Source organism: Chromobacterium sp. LK11, from assembly GCF_001043705.1.
GTDB lineage: Bacteria > Pseudomonadota > Gammaproteobacteria > Burkholderiales > Chromobacteriaceae > Chromobacterium > Chromobacterium alkanivorans.
Genome location: NZ_LDUR01000012.1, coordinates 230,240 through 248,250 on the forward strand (window position 1 = coordinate 230,240; position 18,011 = coordinate 248,250).

The 18,011-nt window shown below is 63.6% G+C and carries 17 protein-coding genes, 1 rRNA gene and 1 riboswitch; of the genes, 4 read left to right on the forward strand and 14 right to left on the reverse strand.

Features of this window, described 5'->3' with window-relative positions:
* Nucleotides 1-6: 6 nt before the first annotated feature.
* A complete protein-coding gene (locus tag VK98_RS08715) occupies nt 7-1,857 on the reverse strand; it encodes a TonB-dependent receptor domain-containing protein (RefSeq protein WP_053077293.1) in 1,851 nt (616 codons plus the stop codon).
* A 183-nt stretch (nt 1,858-2,040) separates the two neighbouring features.
* Nucleotides 2,041-2,288, reverse strand: a riboswitch (cobalamin riboswitch).
* 148 nt (nt 2,289-2,436) lie between these two features.
* Here VK98_RS08715 and cobT point away from each other — a divergent pair.
* The 4 genes from cobT (at nt 2,437) to VK98_RS08735 (ending at nt 5,349) form a co-directional block, all read left to right on the forward strand.
* The gene (cobT, locus tag VK98_RS08720; protein ID WP_048413654.1) at nt 2,437-3,480 is read left to right on the forward strand and encodes a nicotinate-nucleotide--dimethylbenzimidazole phosphoribosyltransferase; all 1,044 of its coding nucleotides are present in this window, start codon (nt 2,437-2,439) and stop codon (nt 3,478-3,480) included.
* On the forward strand, nt 3,477-4,079 hold the full coding sequence (locus VK98_RS08725) for a histidine phosphatase family protein (RefSeq protein ID WP_048413655.1): 603 nt from the start codon (nt 3,477-3,479) through the stop codon (nt 4,077-4,079). The genes cobT and VK98_RS08725 overlap by 4 nt, the downstream gene beginning before the upstream one ends.
* On the forward strand, nt 4,067-4,795 hold the full coding sequence (gene cobS / locus VK98_RS08730; protein ID WP_048413656.1) for an adenosylcobinamide-GDP ribazoletransferase: 729 nt from the start codon (nt 4,067-4,069) through the stop codon (nt 4,793-4,795). Before VK98_RS08725 ends, cobS begins: the two co-directional genes overlap by 13 nt.
* 89 nt (nt 4,796-4,884) lie before the next feature.
* Nucleotides 4,885-5,349: a GNAT family N-acetyltransferase gene (locus VK98_RS08735; RefSeq protein WP_048413657.1), complete on the forward strand. Its 465-nt coding sequence runs from the start codon at nt 4,885-4,887 to the stop codon at nt 5,347-5,349.
* Between the two features lie 40 nt (nt 5,350-5,389).
* Here the strand turns inward: VK98_RS08735 and speB are convergent, their stop codons facing one another.
* The 13 genes from speB to rrf form a co-directional block, all read right to left on the reverse strand.
* Complete coding sequence (speB, locus tag VK98_RS08740) at nt 5,390-6,355, reverse strand: agmatinase (protein ID WP_048413658.1); 966 nt, start codon at nt 6,353-6,355, stop codon at nt 5,390-5,392.
* Nucleotides 6,356-6,505: 150 nt separating this feature from the next.
* The gene (locus tag VK98_RS08745; protein ID WP_048413659.1) at nt 6,506-7,285 is read right to left on the reverse strand and encodes a YoaK family protein; all 780 of its coding nucleotides are present in this window, start codon (nt 7,283-7,285) and stop codon (nt 6,506-6,508) included.
* Nucleotides 7,286-7,429: 144 nt separating this feature from the next.
* Complete coding sequence (locus tag VK98_RS08750) at nt 7,430-8,248, reverse strand: SPOR domain-containing protein (protein ID WP_048413660.1); 819 nt, start codon at nt 8,246-8,248, stop codon at nt 7,430-7,432.
* Nucleotides 8,245-8,961, reverse strand: a complete 717-nt coding sequence (locus VK98_RS08755; protein WP_048413661.1) for a type III pantothenate kinase — start codon at nt 8,959-8,961, stop codon at nt 8,245-8,247. The genes VK98_RS08750 and VK98_RS08755 overlap by 4 nt, the downstream gene beginning before the upstream one ends.
* Nucleotides 8,958-9,923, reverse strand: a complete 966-nt coding sequence (locus VK98_RS08760) for a biotin--[acetyl-CoA-carboxylase] ligase (protein WP_048413662.1) — start codon at nt 9,921-9,923, stop codon at nt 8,958-8,960. The genes VK98_RS08755 and VK98_RS08760 overlap by 4 nt, the downstream gene beginning before the upstream one ends.
* Nucleotides 9,920-10,420: a D-glycero-beta-D-manno-heptose 1-phosphate adenylyltransferase gene (gene rfaE2 / locus VK98_RS08765; protein WP_048413663.1), complete on the reverse strand. Its 501-nt coding sequence runs from the start codon at nt 10,418-10,420 to the stop codon at nt 9,920-9,922. Before rfaE2 ends, VK98_RS08760 begins: the two co-directional genes overlap by 4 nt.
* A 138-nt stretch (nt 10,421-10,558) precedes the next feature.
* A complete protein-coding gene (locus tag VK98_RS08770; RefSeq protein WP_048413664.1) occupies nt 10,559-11,008 on the reverse strand; it encodes a type IV pilin protein in 450 nt (149 codons plus the stop codon).
* Nucleotides 11,009-11,017: 9 nt separating this feature from the next.
* The gene (locus VK98_RS08775) at nt 11,018-15,397 is read right to left on the reverse strand and encodes a pilus assembly protein (protein WP_048413665.1); all 4,380 of its coding nucleotides are present in this window, start codon (nt 15,395-15,397) and stop codon (nt 11,018-11,020) included.
* Between the two features lie 11 nt (nt 15,398-15,408).
* Nucleotides 15,409-15,816 carry a PilX N-terminal domain-containing pilus assembly protein gene (locus VK98_RS22720; protein ID WP_053077294.1) on the reverse strand — a complete coding sequence of 136 codons (408 nt, stop codon included), beginning with the start codon at nt 15,814-15,816 and terminating at the stop codon, nt 15,409-15,411.
* Nucleotides 15,813-16,574 (reverse strand): PilW family protein, encoded by a 762-nt coding sequence (locus tag VK98_RS08785; RefSeq protein WP_048413666.1) that lies wholly within the window; start codon nt 16,572-16,574, stop codon nt 15,813-15,815. The genes VK98_RS22720 and VK98_RS08785 overlap by 4 nt, the downstream gene beginning before the upstream one ends.
* Nucleotides 16,571-17,140: a type IV pilus modification protein PilV gene (gene pilV, locus VK98_RS22725; RefSeq protein ID WP_053077295.1), complete on the reverse strand. Its 570-nt coding sequence runs from the start codon at nt 17,138-17,140 to the stop codon at nt 16,571-16,573. Before pilV ends, VK98_RS08785 begins: the two co-directional genes overlap by 4 nt.
* A 2-nt stretch (nt 17,141-17,142) precedes the next feature.
* Nucleotides 17,143-17,664, reverse strand: coding sequence for a GspH/FimT family pseudopilin (locus VK98_RS08795; protein WP_082158841.1), 522 nt, complete (start codon nt 17,662-17,664; stop codon nt 17,143-17,145).
* A 188-nt stretch (nt 17,665-17,852) separates the two neighbouring features.
* Nucleotides 17,853-17,967, reverse strand: a 5S ribosomal RNA gene (gene rrf, locus VK98_RS08800).
* Between the last annotated feature and the right edge of the window lie 44 nt (nt 17,968-18,011).

Here is an 18,011-nt window from a genome sequence, read left to right on the forward strand (position 1 = left end):
GATTCCTTACTGACTGAAACGAACCCCAAGGAAGACGCCCAGTCCGCCGGTGTTGTACCCATAAGCGGTTTCATATTCGCGATTGAACAGATTGTCCGCTCGAGCCGTGGCAGTCCAATTTTTGGCAAAGCGATAATTGGCAAAAACATTGGTCACGCCGTAACCATGCAGCGCTTTTGCCTCCGAGTTAGCCGCATCTCCAGCTCGGCGCGATGCGATTTGCTGTTCGGCCCCCAAAGTCCACTTTTCCCACTGTTTAGAAGCTGAAAAGCTGGCACTCTGGCGCGGCCGGTTTGCCAACCAATTGCCTGTCTTATCGTCTCGCGCGTCCATCAACGTCAGGTTACCTTGCCAGTCGATACTGAGCCATTGGGCCGCCGCTTCCAATGACAGCCCCCGGATCGTTGCGCGATCAACATTACTCGGGCGCCATGAATTGAAATCAGCGGGATCCATTTGTGTCCACTGAATCAACTGCTCCACTTTGTTCTGAAACAGGGTCAAGCTAGCCGAACGACCGTCTTTTCGGTATTGCAGGGCCAGCTCTGTGTTCTTTGAATTTTCCGGCTTCAGATTAGGGTTGCCACTGCCCGGATAGTAGAGATCATTGAAGGATGGAGCCTTGTACCCTGTGCCATAGCCGACTCGCGCCAACCAGCCATCGGCGAAACGATAGCCATAACCGGCTTTACCGGTCATCTTCCCCCCAAATTGATCATCATGATCGTTTCGAAGGCTAGCTTGCAGAAGATGCTTGCCCAAGTCCAACTGATAGTTCACAAATCCGGCATTGGTGGTGCGGGTGTTTTTGGTATAGGTGCCATCGCTAGCGACTTTCTGATCCAAATGGGAGGCGCCCAAAATAAATACGCCAACCTTGGTATTCAAGTCGTTCTGCCACTGCCATTCATTCTGCGTAGTCTGGAAAAAACTGGCGCGCCGGTCGAAATTGCCGTTGTGGAACTCCTCAGACTTGTCTTGGCTGCGGGCAAAACGCAGAGTGCTGGTCCAAACATCGTTGAAGCGATTTTTTGATTCGACGCTCTGTCCTGTCAAACGCGATTTGGAGCGATCCTGCCCCTTCCACGCACTGGTATAGTCAATGTCAGCCTCAGCGAAGGTCTGGAATAGGCGCACAGTCAAGTCATGGCCAGGCAACAAGGTCTGCGTCACGCTAGCGGCGTAGCTATCATTGCTGTAGCCATCGTTGTCCGGGTTGTAGTAATACGTATTGCGTGAATTCGTCGCCGAAAAACCGTCAGCTTGGGCATGCGACAACTGCAGGCTATAAGCGGTATTTCCCGACTTCCCCGCCACCCCAGCCGTTAGTTTGCCAGTGCCTCGATTGCCAAACTCCACCCCCGCGTTCCAACGCGGCTCGCCTTCGCCTTTGCGAGTGAATATCTGAATCACCCCGCCGATGGCATCTGCGCCGTACAAACTGGATGCAGGTCCGCGCAGAATTTCAATGCGCTCGATCTGCGCCAACGGGATGTTCTGAATCGCCGTAGTGCCGAGCGTGGCGGAATAAATCCGCACACCGTCCACCAGCACCACCGTATGACTATCCTTGTTGCCGCGGATATAAATGCTGCTGGCGCTGCCAGGACCGCCATTGCTGGCAATCGAGACAGCCGCCTGGCGTGACAGCACTTGCTGCAGGGTTTGCGCGCCGCTTTCTTCGATTTCCTCGCGCGTGACCACGGTAGCATCGGCCAGCGTACGCGACAGCGGTTGCGCCACTCGGCTCGCCGTCACAATCACCGGATCGCCGGAGAACTCGGGCACATTGGCGGCATAGGCCTGGCCGGCGCAGGCCAGCGAGACCAGCAACGCGCATTGTTGGGGCTTGAACATGAAACACACTCCACTTTTATGATCTGGCCGCCGCGGCGGCATTGTTAGGAAGAGTGCGAAGAAGGCATGAAAAGGGGGACGCCGCGGCAGGACGCCGGGCCGTCTGTCGGATCGCCTCCCCGCGATACTCCAGCGTGGCGCGCCTTCCGGGCGGCCATTCGGCGGGCGCGAGTGTTGTCTCCATGATCGCGCATGCCAGCAGGCCGGTCTCCGGGCTGGGCCTTGCGGCGATGCGCCTTCCCATCCGATGGACAGTGGCCGTTGCATCGCCTGGGCGTTCAGGTTCAAGGGCTCGCCAGTCAATCGCGACTCGCTTGCACCGCTTCCTGCACGCCAGGCCTTACCGTTGCGGGGGCAGCGCCGGTTTTGCACCGGCTTCCCGTTTCATCCGCGGCGCTCAAGCCGCGGACACCTGCAGGTTCCGGATTATACCGGAGAGCATCCCGACGGGATGGTGCCAAAAGAAATATGTTTAGTTAGGATCAAATCGTCCATCGGCTGTGGGTTGCCCCCGCGCCGGGCTATCGCTTAAAGTCGCCGCTGAATCACTCTCTCATCCAGGCTGGAGCTGGCCATCCCATGACATTCACCGACACCTTTCGCTCACCCGATTTCGCCGCCTACCAGGCCGCCCGCGCCCGTCAGGCCACATTGACCAAGCCGGCGGGCAGCCTGGGCAGGCTGGAAGAGCTGGCCTGCCGCTTCGCCGCCTGGCAGGGCAAGACCTGCCCGGACCCGCTGCGGCCGGCCATCACGGTGTTCGCCGGCGATCACGGCGTGACGGCGGAAGGCGTGTCCGCCTATCCGTCGGTGGTGACCGGCGAGATGGTGCGCAATTTCGCCAATGGCGGCGCGGCCATCTGCGTGCTGGCGCAAAGCCTGGACGCCAGGCTGGAGGTGGTGGACGCCGGCGTGCTCAGCGACGTTTCCGCGCTGCCCATCGTCCACGCCAAAGTGCGGGCCGGCACCGGCAATCTGGCCAGGGAGGCCGCAATGACGCCGGCGCAGGCGGAAGCCGCGCTGGAGGTGGGCCGCCAGGCCGCGCGCCGCGCCTTGGCCGGCGGCGCCAACCTGCTGATCGCCGGCGACATGGGCATAGGCAACACCACCGCGTCCGCCGCGCTGATCTGCCGGCTGGCGGGCTTGCCGCCGGAGCGCATCGTCGGCCGCGGCACCGGCCTGGACGAGGCCGGCCTGGAGATCAAGCGCCAAGTGGTTCGCGCCGCGCTGGCCCGCGTCGCCGGCCGCGAATTGTCCGCGCTGGAAACCCTGGCCGAGCTGGGCGGCCTGGAAATCGCCGCCATGGCCGGCTTCTATCTGGAAAGCGCCGCCCAGGGCGCTCCGGCGCTGGTGGACGGCTTCATTTCCAGCGCCGCCGCGCTATGCGCGCTGGCGCTGGAGCCGCGCGCGGGGGATTGGCTGCTGGCCAGCCACCGCTCCGAGGAAACCGGCCACCTGCTGGCGTTGCACGCGCTGAAGCTGGAGCCGGTGCTGGACCTGGGCATGCATCTGGGCGAAGGCTCCGGCGCCGCGCTGTGCGTGCCCTTGCTGCAAATGGCCATACGCCTGCACAACGAGATGGCCACCTTCGCCGAGGCGGGCATCACCGGAAAAGCGGAATGAACCCCTATACCCTGACCCTGCTGCGTCACGGCGAGATCGACCATGACGGCCGTTTGATCGGCAGTTGCGATTTGCCGCTGAACGCTCTGGGACACATTCAGATGGCGCAAAGCTGGCAACGCATTTGCGCGCTGGCGCCGGTGACGGCGATGGCCAGCTCGCCCTTGCAACGCTGCCGCGAGTTCGCGGTCCAGCACGCCTTGCACGGTTCGCTGACGCTGAAAGTGGACCCGCGTTTCGCGGAAATGGACTTTGGCGACTGGGACGGCATGGACGTGCAGGTGCTGGCGCAGCGCTATCCGGACTGGCGCGCCAAGCTGGCCGCCGGCGAACTGACTCCACCCGGCGGCGAGCCCTACGAGGCGTTCCGCACCCGGGTGCTGGCCGGCCTGTCCGAATGGATGACCACGGCCAACGGCAGCCACCGCGTGCTGGTCACCCACGGCGGCGTCATCACCACTTTGCTGGCGGAGCTGCTGGGCGCGGATTTCTCGGTGGCCAAGCTGATGACGGTGCAGCGCGGCGGCTTTGCCCAGTTGTCCATCCTGGACGGGCATCCGGCCTATCTGATGCGGCTGGAAGCCCCGTGCGCGGACTGATTCTGGCGCTGCAGTTCCTGACCCGCCTGCCCACGCCGCAGTTGCGCGAATTCAAGCCCGAATGGCTGGCCGACAGCGCGCGCTGGTTCGGCGCGGTGGGTCTGATCGTCGGCGCGCTGTTGCTGGCGGCGCTGACCCTGGGCCGCCTCAGCGATCCCTGGCTGGCGGCGCTGCTGGCGCTGTTGACGTGGACCTGGGTCACCGGCGGCCTGCATCTGGACGGCCTGGGCGATCTCGCCGACGCGCTGGGCGCGGCGCACCGCTCGCGCGAACGTTTCTTCGAGGTGCTGAAAGACCCCCACGTAGGCAGCTTCGGCGCGCTGGCGCTGATCCTGGCCGTCGTCGCCAAGCTGGTCTTGCTGATGCTGCTGGCCAAGCAGCTGGCGCCGGCTTGGGGCCTGCTGCTGACTCCCGCCTGGTGCCGCTGTTTCGCGGTGTACTGGTCGGCCAGCCTGCCGGCGATCGCGCCCGGCAGCGGCGAGCGCTTCGCCTGGAAACGCCACTGGCCCAGCCTGGCCGTCAACGCGGCGCTGCTGGCGGCGCTGTCCGCCTGGCTGGCCCCGTCCTTGTTGCTGGCGCCGCTGGCGGCGCTGGCCTGGCGGCGCTTCCTGCTGCGCAAGCTGGGCGGCATGACCGGCGATTGCCTGGGCGCGGGCATAGAGTTGTGCGAAATCGGCCTCTTGCTGCTGCTGGCGGTGCGCTGGCCCGCGCTCTAGCGACGCTGTAAAGATTCCGCCATGTTCTCGTCATCCGGCGGAGATGCCGCGCGCGGATACTGGCGGCGTCGTCATCGCCTGGAGCCCCCATGGCCCATCTGGAGATCAGCTGCGAACGCGGCCGGCTGGACCGCGACATGATTCAGCGCTTCCTGGCCCAAACCCACTGGGCGCAAGGCTTGACGCCGGCGCAGCTGGACAAGGCCATCGAGCACTCGCTGGTGTTCGGCGCTTACCGCGGGCAGCGGCAACTGGGCTTTGCCCGCATCGTCACCGACTACGTTAGCTTCGCCTATCTGTCCGATGTGTTCGTGCTGGCCGAGGCCCGTCGCCTCGGCGTCGGCCAAGCGCTGATGGAAGCGGCGCTGGCCCACCCCGAACTGCAGCAGCTGCGGCGCTTCCTGCTGGTGTCGCGCGACGCGCGCCCCTTCTATCGCCGGCTGGGTTTCGCCGAGCTGCGCGACGGCGAACGCTATATGGAGCTGCGCCGCGAGCCGGCGGCCGTGCCGGCGCGCGCCTGGTCCTGGTTCCGCGCAATTAAAAACGCCGCTTGATGAAAGCGGCGTTCCTGCAAATCCAAACAAGCTGGACTTGTTACAGCGTGCCGTCCAGCTTCTTGTTCCGCATCAGGCACAGCATGTCGCAGGCCAGATGCGCGGCGGCGATGGCGGTCAATTCGCTGTTGTCGTAAGCGGGCGCGACTTCCACCACGTCCATGCCGACGATGTTCAGATCTCCCAGGTTGCGGACGATCTTCAAGGCCTGAGCGCTGCTGAGGCCGCCTGGAACCGGGGTGCCGGTGCCCGGCGCGAAGGCCGGGTCCAGACAGTCGATGTCGAAGGTCAGGTAGACCGGGCTGTCGCCGATGACCTCCTTGATGCGCGCGATGGCGACGTCCACGCCGTTGTCGTGCACCCAGGGCGCGTCCAGCACGTTCATGCCCATGAAGTCGTCGTTCCAGGTGCGGATGCCCACTTGCACCGATTTCCGCGGATCGACCAAGCCCTCTTTCACCGCCTTGTAGAACATGGTGCCGTGGTTCAGGCTGTCCGGCTCGTCGTCCGGCCAGGTGTCGCAGTGGGCGTCGAAGTGCAGCAGCGCCAGCGGCTTGCCGTATTTCTCTGCGTGCGCGATCAACAGCGGGTAGGTGATGAAATGGTCGCCGCCAAAGGTCAGCATCTTGGCGCCGGAGGCCAGGATGGTGCGCGCGTGTTCGATGATGGAGGGCTTGATGGTCAACGGGTTGTGCGCGTCGAACCAGCAATCGCCGTAGTCGACCACCGCCAACTCGTCGAAGGGGTTGAAGCCCCAGGGGAAGGGGCTCAGTTCGGCCAGCTGCACGCTGGCGGCGCGAATCGCCTGCGGACCCAAGCGCGCACCGGAACGGAAGGTGGTGGACAGGTCCAACGGAATGCCGGACACCACTACGTCGGCGCCGGTCAGGTCGCGGCTGTAGTTGCGGCGCATGAAGGACAATACGCCGGCATAGGTGTTTTCAATGGAAGAGCCGTACAGGCCCTGACGGCGGATCGCGCCGTCGCCGAAAATGGCTTCGCTCATAATACTCTCCGCGAGAGAGTACGCCGGGCCAGGATATCCCGGCGATTACCGTCCATCTTGCACAGCCGACGGCTTAAGGCTGCCGCCCCCCCTTGGGGCGCAACCCCAAAGTGTGCCGCGATGCGCGCGGACGCACAAGGTCCAATCAAATCAATGGCTTTCCAGCTGGATGCGCCACAAGCGAAAACGCAGCCGCACGTCGTACCAGACCGGACGCAGGCCCAGCAGGAACAAGAGCAGCGCCAGCGGCAGGGTGAAGCTGTATCCCATATGCTTGAAGCCCAGCGCGCCCACCACGCCGCCGCCGAAAAACGACAGCAGGATCAGCAGATAGGTGCGCAGCTTGACGCGGTTGGCGCGCACGTCCTTGACCTTGGGCATGCTTTCGCGGCCGTAGTAGCTGAGCTTGGCCAGTTCGATGCCGATGTCGGTGGCGATGCCGGTCATGTGAGTGCTGCGCAACAAGCCGCCGGACAGCTTGGTGACGATGGTGTTGTGCATGCCCATGATGAAACAGAGCAGCATCACCGTCAGCGGGGTGAAAAAGCCCTTGTGCAAGGACAGCGCGGCTCCCAGCAGTCCGAACAGCAGCAGCAGGCCGGCCTCCTCCATCATGGACACGCCGTAGCCGCCGCGCAGCCGTTGCCGGCGCGCCCACAGGATCAGCCAGGAGCTGTGCATGGCGCCGGCGATGAAGCACAACAACATCACCAGCAGGGACAGGCCCAAGGTCACCTCGCCCAGCGCGAACTCGTCGGCCATGCCGGACACGATGCCGGACATATGCGAGGTGTAGCGGTGCACGGCGAGAAAGCCGCCGGCGTTGAGCGCGCCGGCGATGAAGGCCATGGACCACCCCAGATGCCGCAAGGTGCGGTCATTGAAGCGGCCCCGGTCCAACAGCCGGGTGATATTGGTTCGTTTGGACATAGCCTGCTGACAGAATGAACAACGGCGGCCAAAGGCCGCCGTCATCGGAGAAATGAAGACCTGCGCCTGCGCCCGGAGGGGCTGATGCCTGATAGTGCATCGCCGCGCCGGCGGTGGCAAGCGGTCAGATCAAGACTGTTCGCCTCAGCCGCAGGATTTCAGGCCTATGCCCGGGGTCAGCCGCTTTTGCAGCGCCTTGAGCTTGTCGGCCTGCTGCGCGTCCAGCGTCTTGAAGCTCAGCGTGGTCTTGCTCGCCTTCTGCCCCTTCTGCTGCACCAAGGCCTTGTCGTAGCCCGCCGCCTTCAGCCGCGCGGCCAGGCCCTTGGCCGCGTCTTCCTTGCCGAACAGGCCCAGCGACAGATGGCCCTTGAAGTCGTCGTTCTTGACGATGTAGTTGTCGAAGCCCTTGCCCTTCAGCTCCGACGACAGCGTCGAGGTTTCCGCCTGGGTGGCCAGCGGCGGGTAGTAGACCCAGAATCGGCCGCCGGCGGCGGCTTCTTCCTTGCTGGCCTCGCTCAGTTGGCCGGCCTTGAGCTTGAGCTGCGGCACGCCGCCCTTGACCCTGGCCAGCAGCTTGTCGTCCAGCGGCCCCCATTGCAGGCAGGCCGCGGCGGCTTCCGCCGGCTTGGCCGTTTCGGCCTTGGCGTCCGCTTTGCCCGGCTCGGGCTTGGCGGCTTCCGCTTTGGCGACTACCGCTTTCGGCGCAGACGCTTCCTTGGCCTTGGGCTTGGCCGCGACGGCTGGCTCCGCTTTGGGCGCGGAGGTTTCGCGCAAAGGCTCCGCCGCCGGAGCGGACGCGGCCGGCGCGGAGGCGGCGTTAGGCTTCCAGTTGGCCGGCAGCAGTTTGACCAGCTCCGGGCTCACTTCCTGCGCCCGCACGTCCGCCGGCGGACGCTGTTTGAACGAGCCATACATCGCCACCAGCAAATTCAGCACCACGACCAAGGCTAGAAACCACTTCATTTTTCGTCGGCCACCCTTAATAAGCCCAATAACACCAGATTATCCACGATCTCGACCGGCCCGGCGAGCCAAGGCGCCAAGCGCGCGGCGTCGCCGCCGGTCAGCAGCACCCGTACCGGGGCGCGCCCGGTATGCGCTTGCAACTGCCGGCGCTGCGCTTCCACCGCGCCGGTCAGCGCGTATACCGCTCCGCTGGCCAAGGCGTCTTCGGTGCCTTGCGGGAACGGCGTCACCACGCCGGCGGAACGGTCCAGATTGGCGGTGTTGCGCGCCAGGCTGCTCAGCATCAGATTCAGCCCGGGCACAATCAGGCCGCCCAGATAATCGCCCTCGGCCGTCAAGGCCTCCACGGTCAGCGCGGTGCCGGCGCAGGCGACGATCACGTCGCCCTGGTGCAACTGCCGCGCGGCCAGCACCGCCAACCAGCGGTCGGCGCCCTGTTCGGCCGGATTGCGGTAAGCGTTGCGCACATCGCCGAAACCGGCCTCCGCCCGCACCCATCGCAGGGGACAGGGCGTTGCCGCGGCCAGGGCCTTCGCCACCTCCTCGCGCGCCACCGACGCGCCCCAGGCGGCCGTGATCGGCCATTGCCGCCACACTTCGGCCAGGCTGGCGATGTCGCCGTGCTCCACCGCGCCTTGCACCAACCAAGCACGGCCATCATGCACCGCCCATTTGACCCGGCTATTACCGGCGTCGATCAACAACTTCATGCCAGCTTCCTCAAACTGACCTCGCCGGCGTGATAGGTCTTCAACCCGTCGGCGGTGTCCACCAGCAAGGCGCCGCTCTCCGCCACGCCGCGCGCCACGCCCTGCACCGGCTCGCCATGGGAAAAACTCAGGCGAACCGGCGCGTCCTGATGAGCGGACAAGTTCATCCATTCCTGACGCAAGGGCACGAAGCCGTGATGGTCGAAATCGCTCAGCACCCGGTGCAGTTCGTTCAGCAGCTCCGCCAGCAGCGCGCTGCGCGCCAGCTTGACGCCCGCCTCGGCCAAACAGGCCACCGGCTGGTCCACTTCGCCCGGATCGCTCACATTCATGCCGACGCCGATCACCACCGCGGTCGGACCCAGCGCGTCGCCGGACAGCTCGATCAGAATGCCCGCCAGCTTGCGCTCGTTCAACAGCACATCGTTCGGCCATTTCAAGGCCACCGGCGCGCCCAGCCGCCGCAGCGTCCGCGCCAAGGCCACTCCCACCGCCAGGGACAACCCGGCCAATTGGGACAGGCCGCGGTCGAAGCGCCACAGCAGGGAAAAAGTCAGGCCCGAGCCCAAGCGCGCCTGCCAGCGCCGCCCCAGCCGGCCGCGGCCGGCGGTTTGCAGCTCCGTCGCCAACACCAGGCCGTGCAGGCCGCCGCTGGCGGCGCGCGCCAGCAGCTGGCTGTTGGTGGAGTCGGTGCGCTCGGCCACCGCCAACGTGAACGTGTCCGCCGCCGCCTCGTCCAGGCCATCGCGGATGGCCGCCACGTCCAGCCATTCAAACGGCGCCGCCAAGCGATAGCCCTGGCCGCGCACGCTGAACACGTTGACGCCCAGCTCCTGCTGGATGGCGTGCACCGCCTGCCAGACCAGGGTGCGGGAACAGCCCAGTTCGCCGGCGATGTCCTCGCCGGAATGAAAACGTCCATCGGCGAGATGGCGCAGCACCGCGAAGGCGTGCTCGCTCACCGGCCGGCCTCGCTGGCCCGAATCTTATTCAAGGTGGAGGTGGTGGATGTGTCGAACAGGAAGGGGATGGAGTGCACTTGGCCGCCGCGCGCCAAGGTCTCGGCGCTGCCTACGATCTTGTCCGGCGTCCAGTCGCCGCCCTTGACCAGCACGTCGGGACGCACCTGCTCGATCAGCTGCGCCGGGGTGTCCTCGTCGAAACAGATCACCAGGCTGACGCTTTCCAGCGCGGCCAATACCGCCGCGCGGTTGTCCTGATGATTGATGGGCCGGTCGTCGCCCTTGCCCAGGCGACGCACCGAGGCGTCGGTGTTCACGCCGACCACCAGGCTGGCGCCCAGCGCCCTGGCCTGCGCCAGATAGCTCACGTGCCCGCGGTGCAGGATATCGAAGCAGCCGTTGGTGAAGACGATGGGACGCGGCAAGGCCGCCAGCTTGTTCGCCAGCTGTGCCTGGGTGCAGACTTTATTTTCGAACAAAGGTGTCGGGTAGGACATCGGCTTCCTTCAAACTCGGCAATCGTCCATGAGCGGGCGCGCCGCCCATGGACATCAAGTTGCGAAGGATACCACAGCCCCCCGCCGCTGCCGCTAGCCAAGCAGCGGACGCCGGCGCGAGGCTGTCGCGTTTCGCCCTCAGCGCCAGCAGTTGCTGACCGTGCCGCTGGCGGCTCCCTTGCTGCCCAAGCTGTTCAGGCTCAGCGTGCCGCAGCTCTCCCCCACCTGCGCCCCGGCCGGCGTCGCCTGCAAGGAATACCCCTGGCCGTTGGCCAGCGTGGCGGATGCGCTCAGATCGCCCATGGTGATGGTGTAGCGGCTGTCCTGGCTGCTGATGCTGGAGGAGGCGTAGCTCAGCGCCGTCAGCGAGGAGGCGTAACCATTATTGAGCGTGAAGTATTTTTCCTGGGCCTGGGCGATGGCTTGCAACTCGGTCTGCGCTTCGGCCCGATAGGTGCGCTGCACATAGTTGGTGTACGCCGGCAAGGCGATGCTGGCCAAAATCCCGACGATGGCCACCACGATGATCAGCTCTATCAAGGTAAAGCCGCGCTGCGCGCGCCGTGTCCGCTTATTGCGATGTTTCATTCCCCGCCCTCAGTTATTGGTCAGTTCGCGCCAGGTGACCCGCTTCCAGCTGCGCCCCAGGTTCCAGCCCGTAATCGAGGTGCTGCCCGTGGTGCTGCTGGACAGTGAAAAGACCTTGCCGCTCAGGACAAAATCGGTGGTGCCCAGCGAACCGCCCATCTGCTTGCCGATGATGGGCTTGTAGTTGCCGGAGGAATCCGTCGTCTGCGCCACGGTGTCCGCCAGCTTGGGCTTGATCCCGGCGCCGCCGTTGTCGTACTGCACCCGCAGAATATAGGCGGCGTCCTTGGGCGTGCAAATGTCGCTGCTATCCGAAGAGGGGATGTAGGTCTGGTATTCCAGCGTCTTCGAATAATAATTCAACATCCCCACCACCCGCTCGCCGCTGATGTTCAAATCCTCGTACCAGCCCAGCTTGCCGGAGGTGGTGCCGATCGAGCTGTATTGCGTCGAGCAGCTCAGGTTCGCCGTCGCGCTGGCCAGGGTGTAGTCTTTCCAGCTGATCGAAGTATTGGTGGCCTGCCGGTATGTGGTGCCGCTGATCACATTGGTGGACAGCGTCTGTTGCAACAACAGGCGGCGATCGCAGACCGGCGCGCCCCAGTCCCAAATGCCGTACACGCTGTGGCTGTTGGATTCCGGGCTGCAGCTGCTGGTCTTGTCGCAGCTTTCGATGTACTTGCCGGTGCCGAACATCACCATCCGATTGGTGTTGCTCGCCGAAGTGGCGCCGTTGCTGACCGGCATGGCCGCCGTCACCGGCGCCAGCACGATGGGCTGCGCCACGCCGCTGCTGTCTTTGGCGCTGAACAAGGGCACGCGGTTCAGCGCCACCTTCCAGTTGGACGGCGTGCTGGAGCTGAGGTCGAACTTCCACAGATTGCCCTTCAGGTCCCCGGCGTAGACCACGTCTATCGTGCCGTTGCCGTCCAGATCCACCGGCTCGATGGTGGACAGGCCGTTGGGCGACACCGCGGTGCCGGACAAGGTGGACAGCTTGTAGTAATTGCTGTTCAAGACCCAGCTGGTGCTGGGGTCCAGCGACAGAATCAGCAGGGCGGCGTCGCCGTTGGTGCTGTTGTAGCCGTTGTGGCTGACCACATACCACTTGCCGTCATTGAGCTTGATGATTTGCGGCGCGCCGAACACATAGCCCATGTCCAGATCGTTGGTGGCGTTGAACTCCCATTTGGCGATGGAGGCGGCGCTGCTTTCGTTGAACGCGTCCGGATTGGTGATGTCCAGCAGATACAGACCCTTGCCCCCCGCGCCCAGGCCGCCCGCCAGGTAACTGCCCCAGGTGCTGCCGATCTGGGCGTCGACGGCGACCGGGGTCGAGTCGACATAGAAGTTATGGGTATAGGAGTTGCTGGCCAGCAGGTTCAGGTTGCCGAACACCGGCGAGGGGATGTAGGCCAGCAGTTCGGCGCCGGTCGTGGCCTGAAAGCCATGCAGCATGCCGTCGTTGGCGCCCACGTACACCATGGAGGAACGGCTGCCCTTGCTCGTCACGAAGGACTGGTAGCTGGTGGTGCTGTAGTTCGGATCGCTGGAGCCGTTCGCCGGCGCCGGGATGTAAGCCGGCGAGGAGTTGACGATGTCCCCCAGCTTGGTGGCCGGCCGCGGCCGGAACTGGGTGCTGCCGTAGCCCTCGTTCGCCGGATTGCCGCGCAGATAAGTCAGCCGGCTTTGCGTCACCGAGCTGAGCTCGGACGACGAGGCCCGCAAGGCCTGCTGCTGCACGGTGTTCAAGCTGGACCACTGGAAGGCTTGCCCGCCGCCGATGCCGCCGCTGGACGTGATGATCTGGCGGCCGGTGTCGCTGTTCACCTTCAGCTTGGCGTTCCACAGCGGATTGCTCAGGGACAGGCTGGTGCCGCTGATCAGAATCTTGCGCGCGCTCAAATCCCCGGACCAGTCCGCGCTGTTGACCGAGGCTTCATAGTAATAAGTATCGCCGCTGATGGTGGACTTGCTGCCCACGCCGGCCGAGCCCGAACCGTTCTGGTTGCTGATGTTCTGGAAGGCCTGGTCCAGCTGGGCATTCAGTTTGGACGGGTTGCTGACCAGCGAGTAGTTGTCAGGATTGCCGTCGCCGTCCGCGTCCCACTGCCAGACATTGCTCGGGTCGAAAGAATTGGGACTGCTGGGATTGGTCTTGTTGTCGGTAAAGCCGCCGTACTTGGCCATATACCACAGCGGGCTTTCAAACAAAGTGGTCGAGCCCTTGGTCGGGTCCAGCGTGAAGGTGGCGGTGAAGGTCAGCGGCAACACGCGGCAAGAACCGCTGCTGAGGCCGTAGTTGAGCGGGTTATAGCCGGTCTGGCCGCTGCTGGTGCCTATGCACTGGGTGGCGGTGTTCTGGGTGGTGTCGTTCTCACGCACCACCAGGTAGGCGCCGGCCTTGTTCTCGGTGGAGGCCCCCGCCAACGGTTGCACGCCGGAAATGATGAAACCGAGATGGTTCCAGTAGCCGCTGGCCGCATAGGTGGAATTGACCGTCACCTGCACCTGGTTGCTGCCCACCTTGGTGATCTGATAGGTGGCGATCGAGTCCAGGTCGTAGTCGCTGCCGAACTCGCTGTCGTCGAAGTTCGCCTGGAAGGAATAAGAACTGCCGTCGCTGGCCGCGCTGGTCAAAAAGAAGTTGGTGATGGTCATGGTGTTGCTTGCGCCGTTCACCACTTTGCCGAAGGGCACCAGCGTCACCGAACCGCCGGTCAAGGGCACGGTAATCTTGGGCAGGGGCGAGGACAGCCCCACCGCGAAAGTGCGCACCGGCGCCAAGGTGGCGCCGCTGGGCGGGCTGGTCGGCGTCACCAGGATATTGGTGCGCGCGTAATAGGCGGCCATCGCCGCGTAAAAACTGCCCTGCCGCGTCGGTTCCTCCGGCGACAGGCCGCGAACATCGAAGTTGGACGCGGATTTGCTGGTCGGCAAACCGTCGGCGGTGCCACCGGACACCTCGCCTATCATCACGTTCTGGCTGCCGCTGCCGAACTGGTATCCCCACAAGGTGTTGCCCAGCTGGCTGACGTTCATTCCGCTCAAATCATTGCTGTAGGAGAAGCCCCAGGGCGAACCCGGCATCTGGCTGTCGTAGGAGGTCAAGGCCTCGCTGATCACGGTGACAAAGGGCTTGGTGCACCAGGCCCTGCCGTTATAGGGGTTGGTCCAACTGGTGATCTTGGGCAAGCCCAAAGTACTGGTGTCGATCGAAGTGGTGCCGGTGATGAATTTGGGCCCGCTCTTGCCCGCCAGATAGCGCAAACCCTCGTAATACATGGTGGCCACCGGGTTGCCCCAGTTGCCGCTGCCGCTGGTAGAGGTGTCGTAGCTGGAGCTGGGCTTGTTGATCCTGAGGCGGTCGATGATGTCGGCAATCCCGCCGGCCTTGAAAGTGCCGTCGCTGTTCAACTCATTGCCGAACTTGCCGATGGCGTCGCGCAGCACCCCGCCCAGTTGCGGAGAATCGTAAGAGCCGGTCAGCAAGCCAAACTCCATATTGCTGCTGATGCCGTATTTGTGCAGCAGGCCGGTGGGCAGGTAATTGCTGCCGTACTGATTGCAATTGCTCTCCAGCAGACCCGCCACGCAAACCCGCACTTGCATGGTCAAGGCGGTGAAGTTCTGAGACAGCTTGCCGTTGCTCTCGGTGCTGACCCAGTCCGTCATCACGTTCTTGGTGGGATCCATCGCCGCGATCCGCAGCACCGGCGTGCCGGGATAAGTCCCGCTGTCCATGTTCACCATGACGATGTTGCGGCCCGCCGACAACATGCTGGCTATGGTGCTGGTGGTGGTGCCGGCGCCGCTTTCATACTTGGACACGCCCAACGTGGTGTCGATATAGGACGCCAAGGACACCGTGGGGCTGGTCGAAATGACACTGCCGAAGGACTTGCCCCACACATGGGCGTCCAGCGGGATGTTGGAGCGGATCAGGGTAGCCGGCGAAGCGCTGGCCCGCTTGCCGCCGTACAAGGATTTGCGCAGCACGTCGATGCGCGACATGGTGACGTAGTTGAGGAAGTCCCCGCTCCAGTGCGAGCCGTCGCAGGTTTTGTCGCTGGTCGCGGCGTAGGGAATGAAGGCGCTGCTGGACGAGCTATAGGTGTAACACTTGAAGGAATCGAAATAGCCGTAATAATCGATGGACTTGGGCTTGTAACCAATGTCCGGCATCCCGACGCCATCCAGATCGGTGTAGTCGTTGTAAGCCGCGACGAACAGATTATGGCTCTTGCCCATCACCAGCAGATTGATCGGGTTCACTTGCAAAGTGTTTTGCAATAGGGGTTGAGTCGGGATGGTCAGCGCCCAGGCCAGGCTTCCCTGGAACAAGGCCAAGATCAGACCCAAGCAACCCCGCATCATGATGCGCGCCATATCCCGTCTCCTTACTGCTCCACCCAGACGATGGATTCCAACTGCGTCTGAGTTGTGTTCAACAGAGTCTTGCGGCCGCCATAGCCCGTCGCCAGCAGGCGGTAGTAATCGCGCCCCCCGCTGGTGCTGACATAGCTGATGGTATAGGTGGCGGATGCGGCAGAATTGGACACCGCGACGGTGCCGCTCGCCGTGGTGCCGCTCGCAGGCAGATTGTCCGCCGTGGCGATATAGGTCTCCGCCTGACGCATCGCCACTTCCGCGGCCATGAAGGCTATGGCCCGCTCGCGGTTGTTGCCGCCCAGTTTTTCTTCCATCAGGGCTGAACGCACGGCGCCGAAACCGAGCATCGCCAACACGGTCAGGAAAATCAGGGCCACCAATAATGAAAACCCCTGTTGTTGCGCCTTGGCCGTCATGACAGATTGTTCCGCAAGAAGATGGACGTCCGGAAAGTGCGCGCCAGCTTGCCGTTATTGGACACCCCGGCCGCCGGATAAGCGCTGCCATTGCAATCGGTCACCGAATAGCCGCTGGGCGCGGTGTACTGGGTGTCCGACTCCACCAGGATGCAGACCCGCACCACATGCACTTTGGTCCAATCGGTGACGCTGGCCGCAGCGACATAACTCTCAGGGATATTATCCGGCGTCGTGCTGCTATCCACCCCGTATGACAGCACCAATTGCTTCACCCCGCTCAACACCGTGCTGGTGCTGCCCGCCGAAGTGCAGGTCATCACATCGCTGGCTGTACGGGCAATCGAAAAATTATAGGCAGTCGACGCGCTGGCCACCGGACTGCCCTGGCAATCGATGATCTGATTGTCGCCATTGCCGTAAAAACGGTAGTTCAAGGTTCCGCTCGCCTCCAGCAACACCGTTCCCGCGCTGGTGAACGTGGTGCCGCTGGCGGGGAAATTCACGGCCAGACCATTTGCCAACTTGGTCGTATCCACGTAGCCAGCCTGACGCACTTGTTCCGACACCCAACGGATGGCGAAACGCCCCTTCTCCTGCACCTCGGCCTGCGCCGCCTGACTGCGGAACACGGTCTTGTTGGAATAGAACACCTGGCCGACCACCAGCACCACCATCAAGCCCAGCGTCAACGCCACCATCAGCTCGATCAAGGTCATGCCGCGTTCATGGCGGCTGCGCATCGCCAAGGTTTTCATCGGAATCGGTACTCGAAGGTCTGGGTTTGCATGGGCGTGGTGCCGCTCGCCGCTTTTTCCTGCCAGCTGACGCTGACCGAAACCTGGCAGGCCGTGCCAGTGCCGGAAGCGCCGGCCAGGCTGTAACTGCAAGCGCTCAAGGTGCTGGCCGTCGTGCCGTCCGTTTTTTTCAACAGCACCTGCACGGAACCGGAGCCGAGCAAACTATTGGCAGTGCTTGAGAAATAAGAAGTGTCGGATGCGGCAATAGTCTGAGTGCCGGAGCTGTTGGCTGTGCACTCCGACGTCGCCACCCCGGAGGCGTAGCATCCCATCGCGCTATTCAAATCCATCTGGTTGCTGGCGGAATTCAAGGCGTAGACTTGGTCACCTGTCGCCGCCCGCACCCGCTCGGCCGCCTCCACCGCCAACTCCGAGGCCAGGCTGCGCATGTAAGCGTCGTGCGAATCGCGAATGGACTTCAGCTGCATGCCGGCCATGGCCAACAAGCCCAGCGCCACCACCAGCACCGAGATCAGCACCTCCAGCAAGGAGAAGCCCGCCTCCGCTTTTATCCCCGTACGCATATTCAATTCCCGCTGATCAAGCCGTACGGCGCCACCTGCACCGTACTGCTGGCCGTAGTGGTCTGACTTCGAAACTGAATCTGCAGCGTGGAGCTCAAGCGCGTGCCGCTGGCCGTCGCCCCTCTCGCCTCGCCGCTGGGCGCAAAACGAAAACCGGCCACCGTGCTCGAAGCGATGGCCGCGCCGCCGGGATTATGCACCGACAGGATTTCACTGCTCGAAGGCGCGCCGCTGCCGTCGAGATCGGCGTAGACCAACCAGCCCACCGACCAATTGCTGGCCGTATTGGAACAGCTGCTGCCATCGGTGGACGCGCACACGCCCACCGCCACGCCGCGGCGAATCGCCTCGGCGCGGGCATTGGTCATGTCCGCCACCAAGGCGCGCGACAATGCCTGGTAACGATTCGTGTCGATGAATTGGTTAAACGCCGGCACCGCCAATGCCAGGCCTATCCCCACCACCGCAATGGCCACCAATAGCTCAACCATGGTGAAGCCCCCCAACCTCGCTCGCCGGCCCATTCCATTCCCATTGCTTAAGCTGTTTTTTCAGGATTGTATAGAGAAGCGGATGCAGGCAAGCCTGGCTGGACAAGCGGCAACTAAAGCAAGACAGAAGGGTAAAACAGGGAGGCAAACGGGATTGAGCCGCCGTCCGGCGGCGCAATGCATAAAGCCCAGCTCGTATGAGCTGGGCTTCGCAATGGGGCGTCTGGCGGTGTCCTACTTTCACATGGCGAATGCCACACTATCATCGGCGCTAAGGCGTTTCACGGTCCTGTTCGGGATGGGAAGGCGTGGGACCACCTCGCTATGGCCACCAGACATAAACTTGTACAAACTAGAAGAAGCCTGAGTTGATGTTTCAT

What these genes read in the sequence shown, in the direction of transcription:
- cobT (WP_048413654.1), top strand. Translation starts at nt 2,437, where the DNA reads ATGACATTCACCGACACCTTTCGCTCACCCGATTTCGCCGCCTACCAG.
- VK98_RS08770 (WP_048413664.1), bottom strand. Translation starts at nt 11,008, where the DNA reads ATGAAACATCGCAATAAGCGGACACGGCGCGCGCAGCGCGGCTTTACC.
- VK98_RS22720 (WP_053077294.1), bottom strand. Translation starts at nt 15,816, where the DNA reads ATGACGGCCAAGGCGCAACAACAGGGGTTTTCATTATTGGTGGCCCTG.
- rfaE2 (WP_048413663.1), bottom strand. Translation starts at nt 10,420, where the DNA reads ATGTCCTACCCGACACCTTTGTTCGAAAATAAAGTCTGCACCCAGGCA.
- VK98_RS08795 (WP_082158841.1), bottom strand. Translation starts at nt 17,664, where the DNA reads ATGGGCCGGCGAGCGAGGTTGGGGGGCTTCACCATGGTTGAGCTATTG.
- VK98_RS08785 (WP_048413666.1), bottom strand. Translation starts at nt 16,574, where the DNA reads ATGAAAACCTTGGCGATGCGCAGCCGCCATGAACGCGGCATGACCTTG.
- VK98_RS08775 (WP_048413665.1), bottom strand. Translation starts at nt 15,397, where the DNA reads ATGGCGCGCATCATGATGCGGGGTTGCTTGGGTCTGATCTTGGCCTTG.
- VK98_RS08745 (WP_048413659.1), bottom strand. Translation starts at nt 7,285, where the DNA reads ATGTCCAAACGAACCAATATCACCCGGCTGTTGGACCGGGGCCGCTTC.
- speB (WP_048413658.1), bottom strand. Translation starts at nt 6,355, where the DNA reads ATGAGCGAAGCCATTTTCGGCGACGGCGCGATCCGCCGTCAGGGCCTG.
- VK98_RS08725 (WP_048413655.1), top strand. Translation starts at nt 3,477, where the DNA reads ATGAACCCCTATACCCTGACCCTGCTGCGTCACGGCGAGATCGACCAT.
- VK98_RS08715 (WP_053077293.1), bottom strand. Translation starts at nt 1,857, where the DNA reads ATGTTCAAGCCCCAACAATGCGCGTTGCTGGTCTCGCTGGCCTGCGCC.
- VK98_RS08755 (WP_048413661.1), bottom strand. Translation starts at nt 8,961, where the DNA reads ATGAAGTTGTTGATCGACGCCGGTAATAGCCGGGTCAAATGGGCGGTG.
- VK98_RS08735 (WP_048413657.1), top strand. Translation starts at nt 4,885, where the DNA reads ATGGCCCATCTGGAGATCAGCTGCGAACGCGGCCGGCTGGACCGCGAC.
- pilV (WP_053077295.1), bottom strand. Translation starts at nt 17,140, where the DNA reads ATGCGTACGGGGATAAAAGCGGAGGCGGGCTTCTCCTTGCTGGAGGTG.
- VK98_RS08750 (WP_048413660.1), bottom strand. Translation starts at nt 8,248, where the DNA reads ATGAAGTGGTTTCTAGCCTTGGTCGTGGTGCTGAATTTGCTGGTGGCG.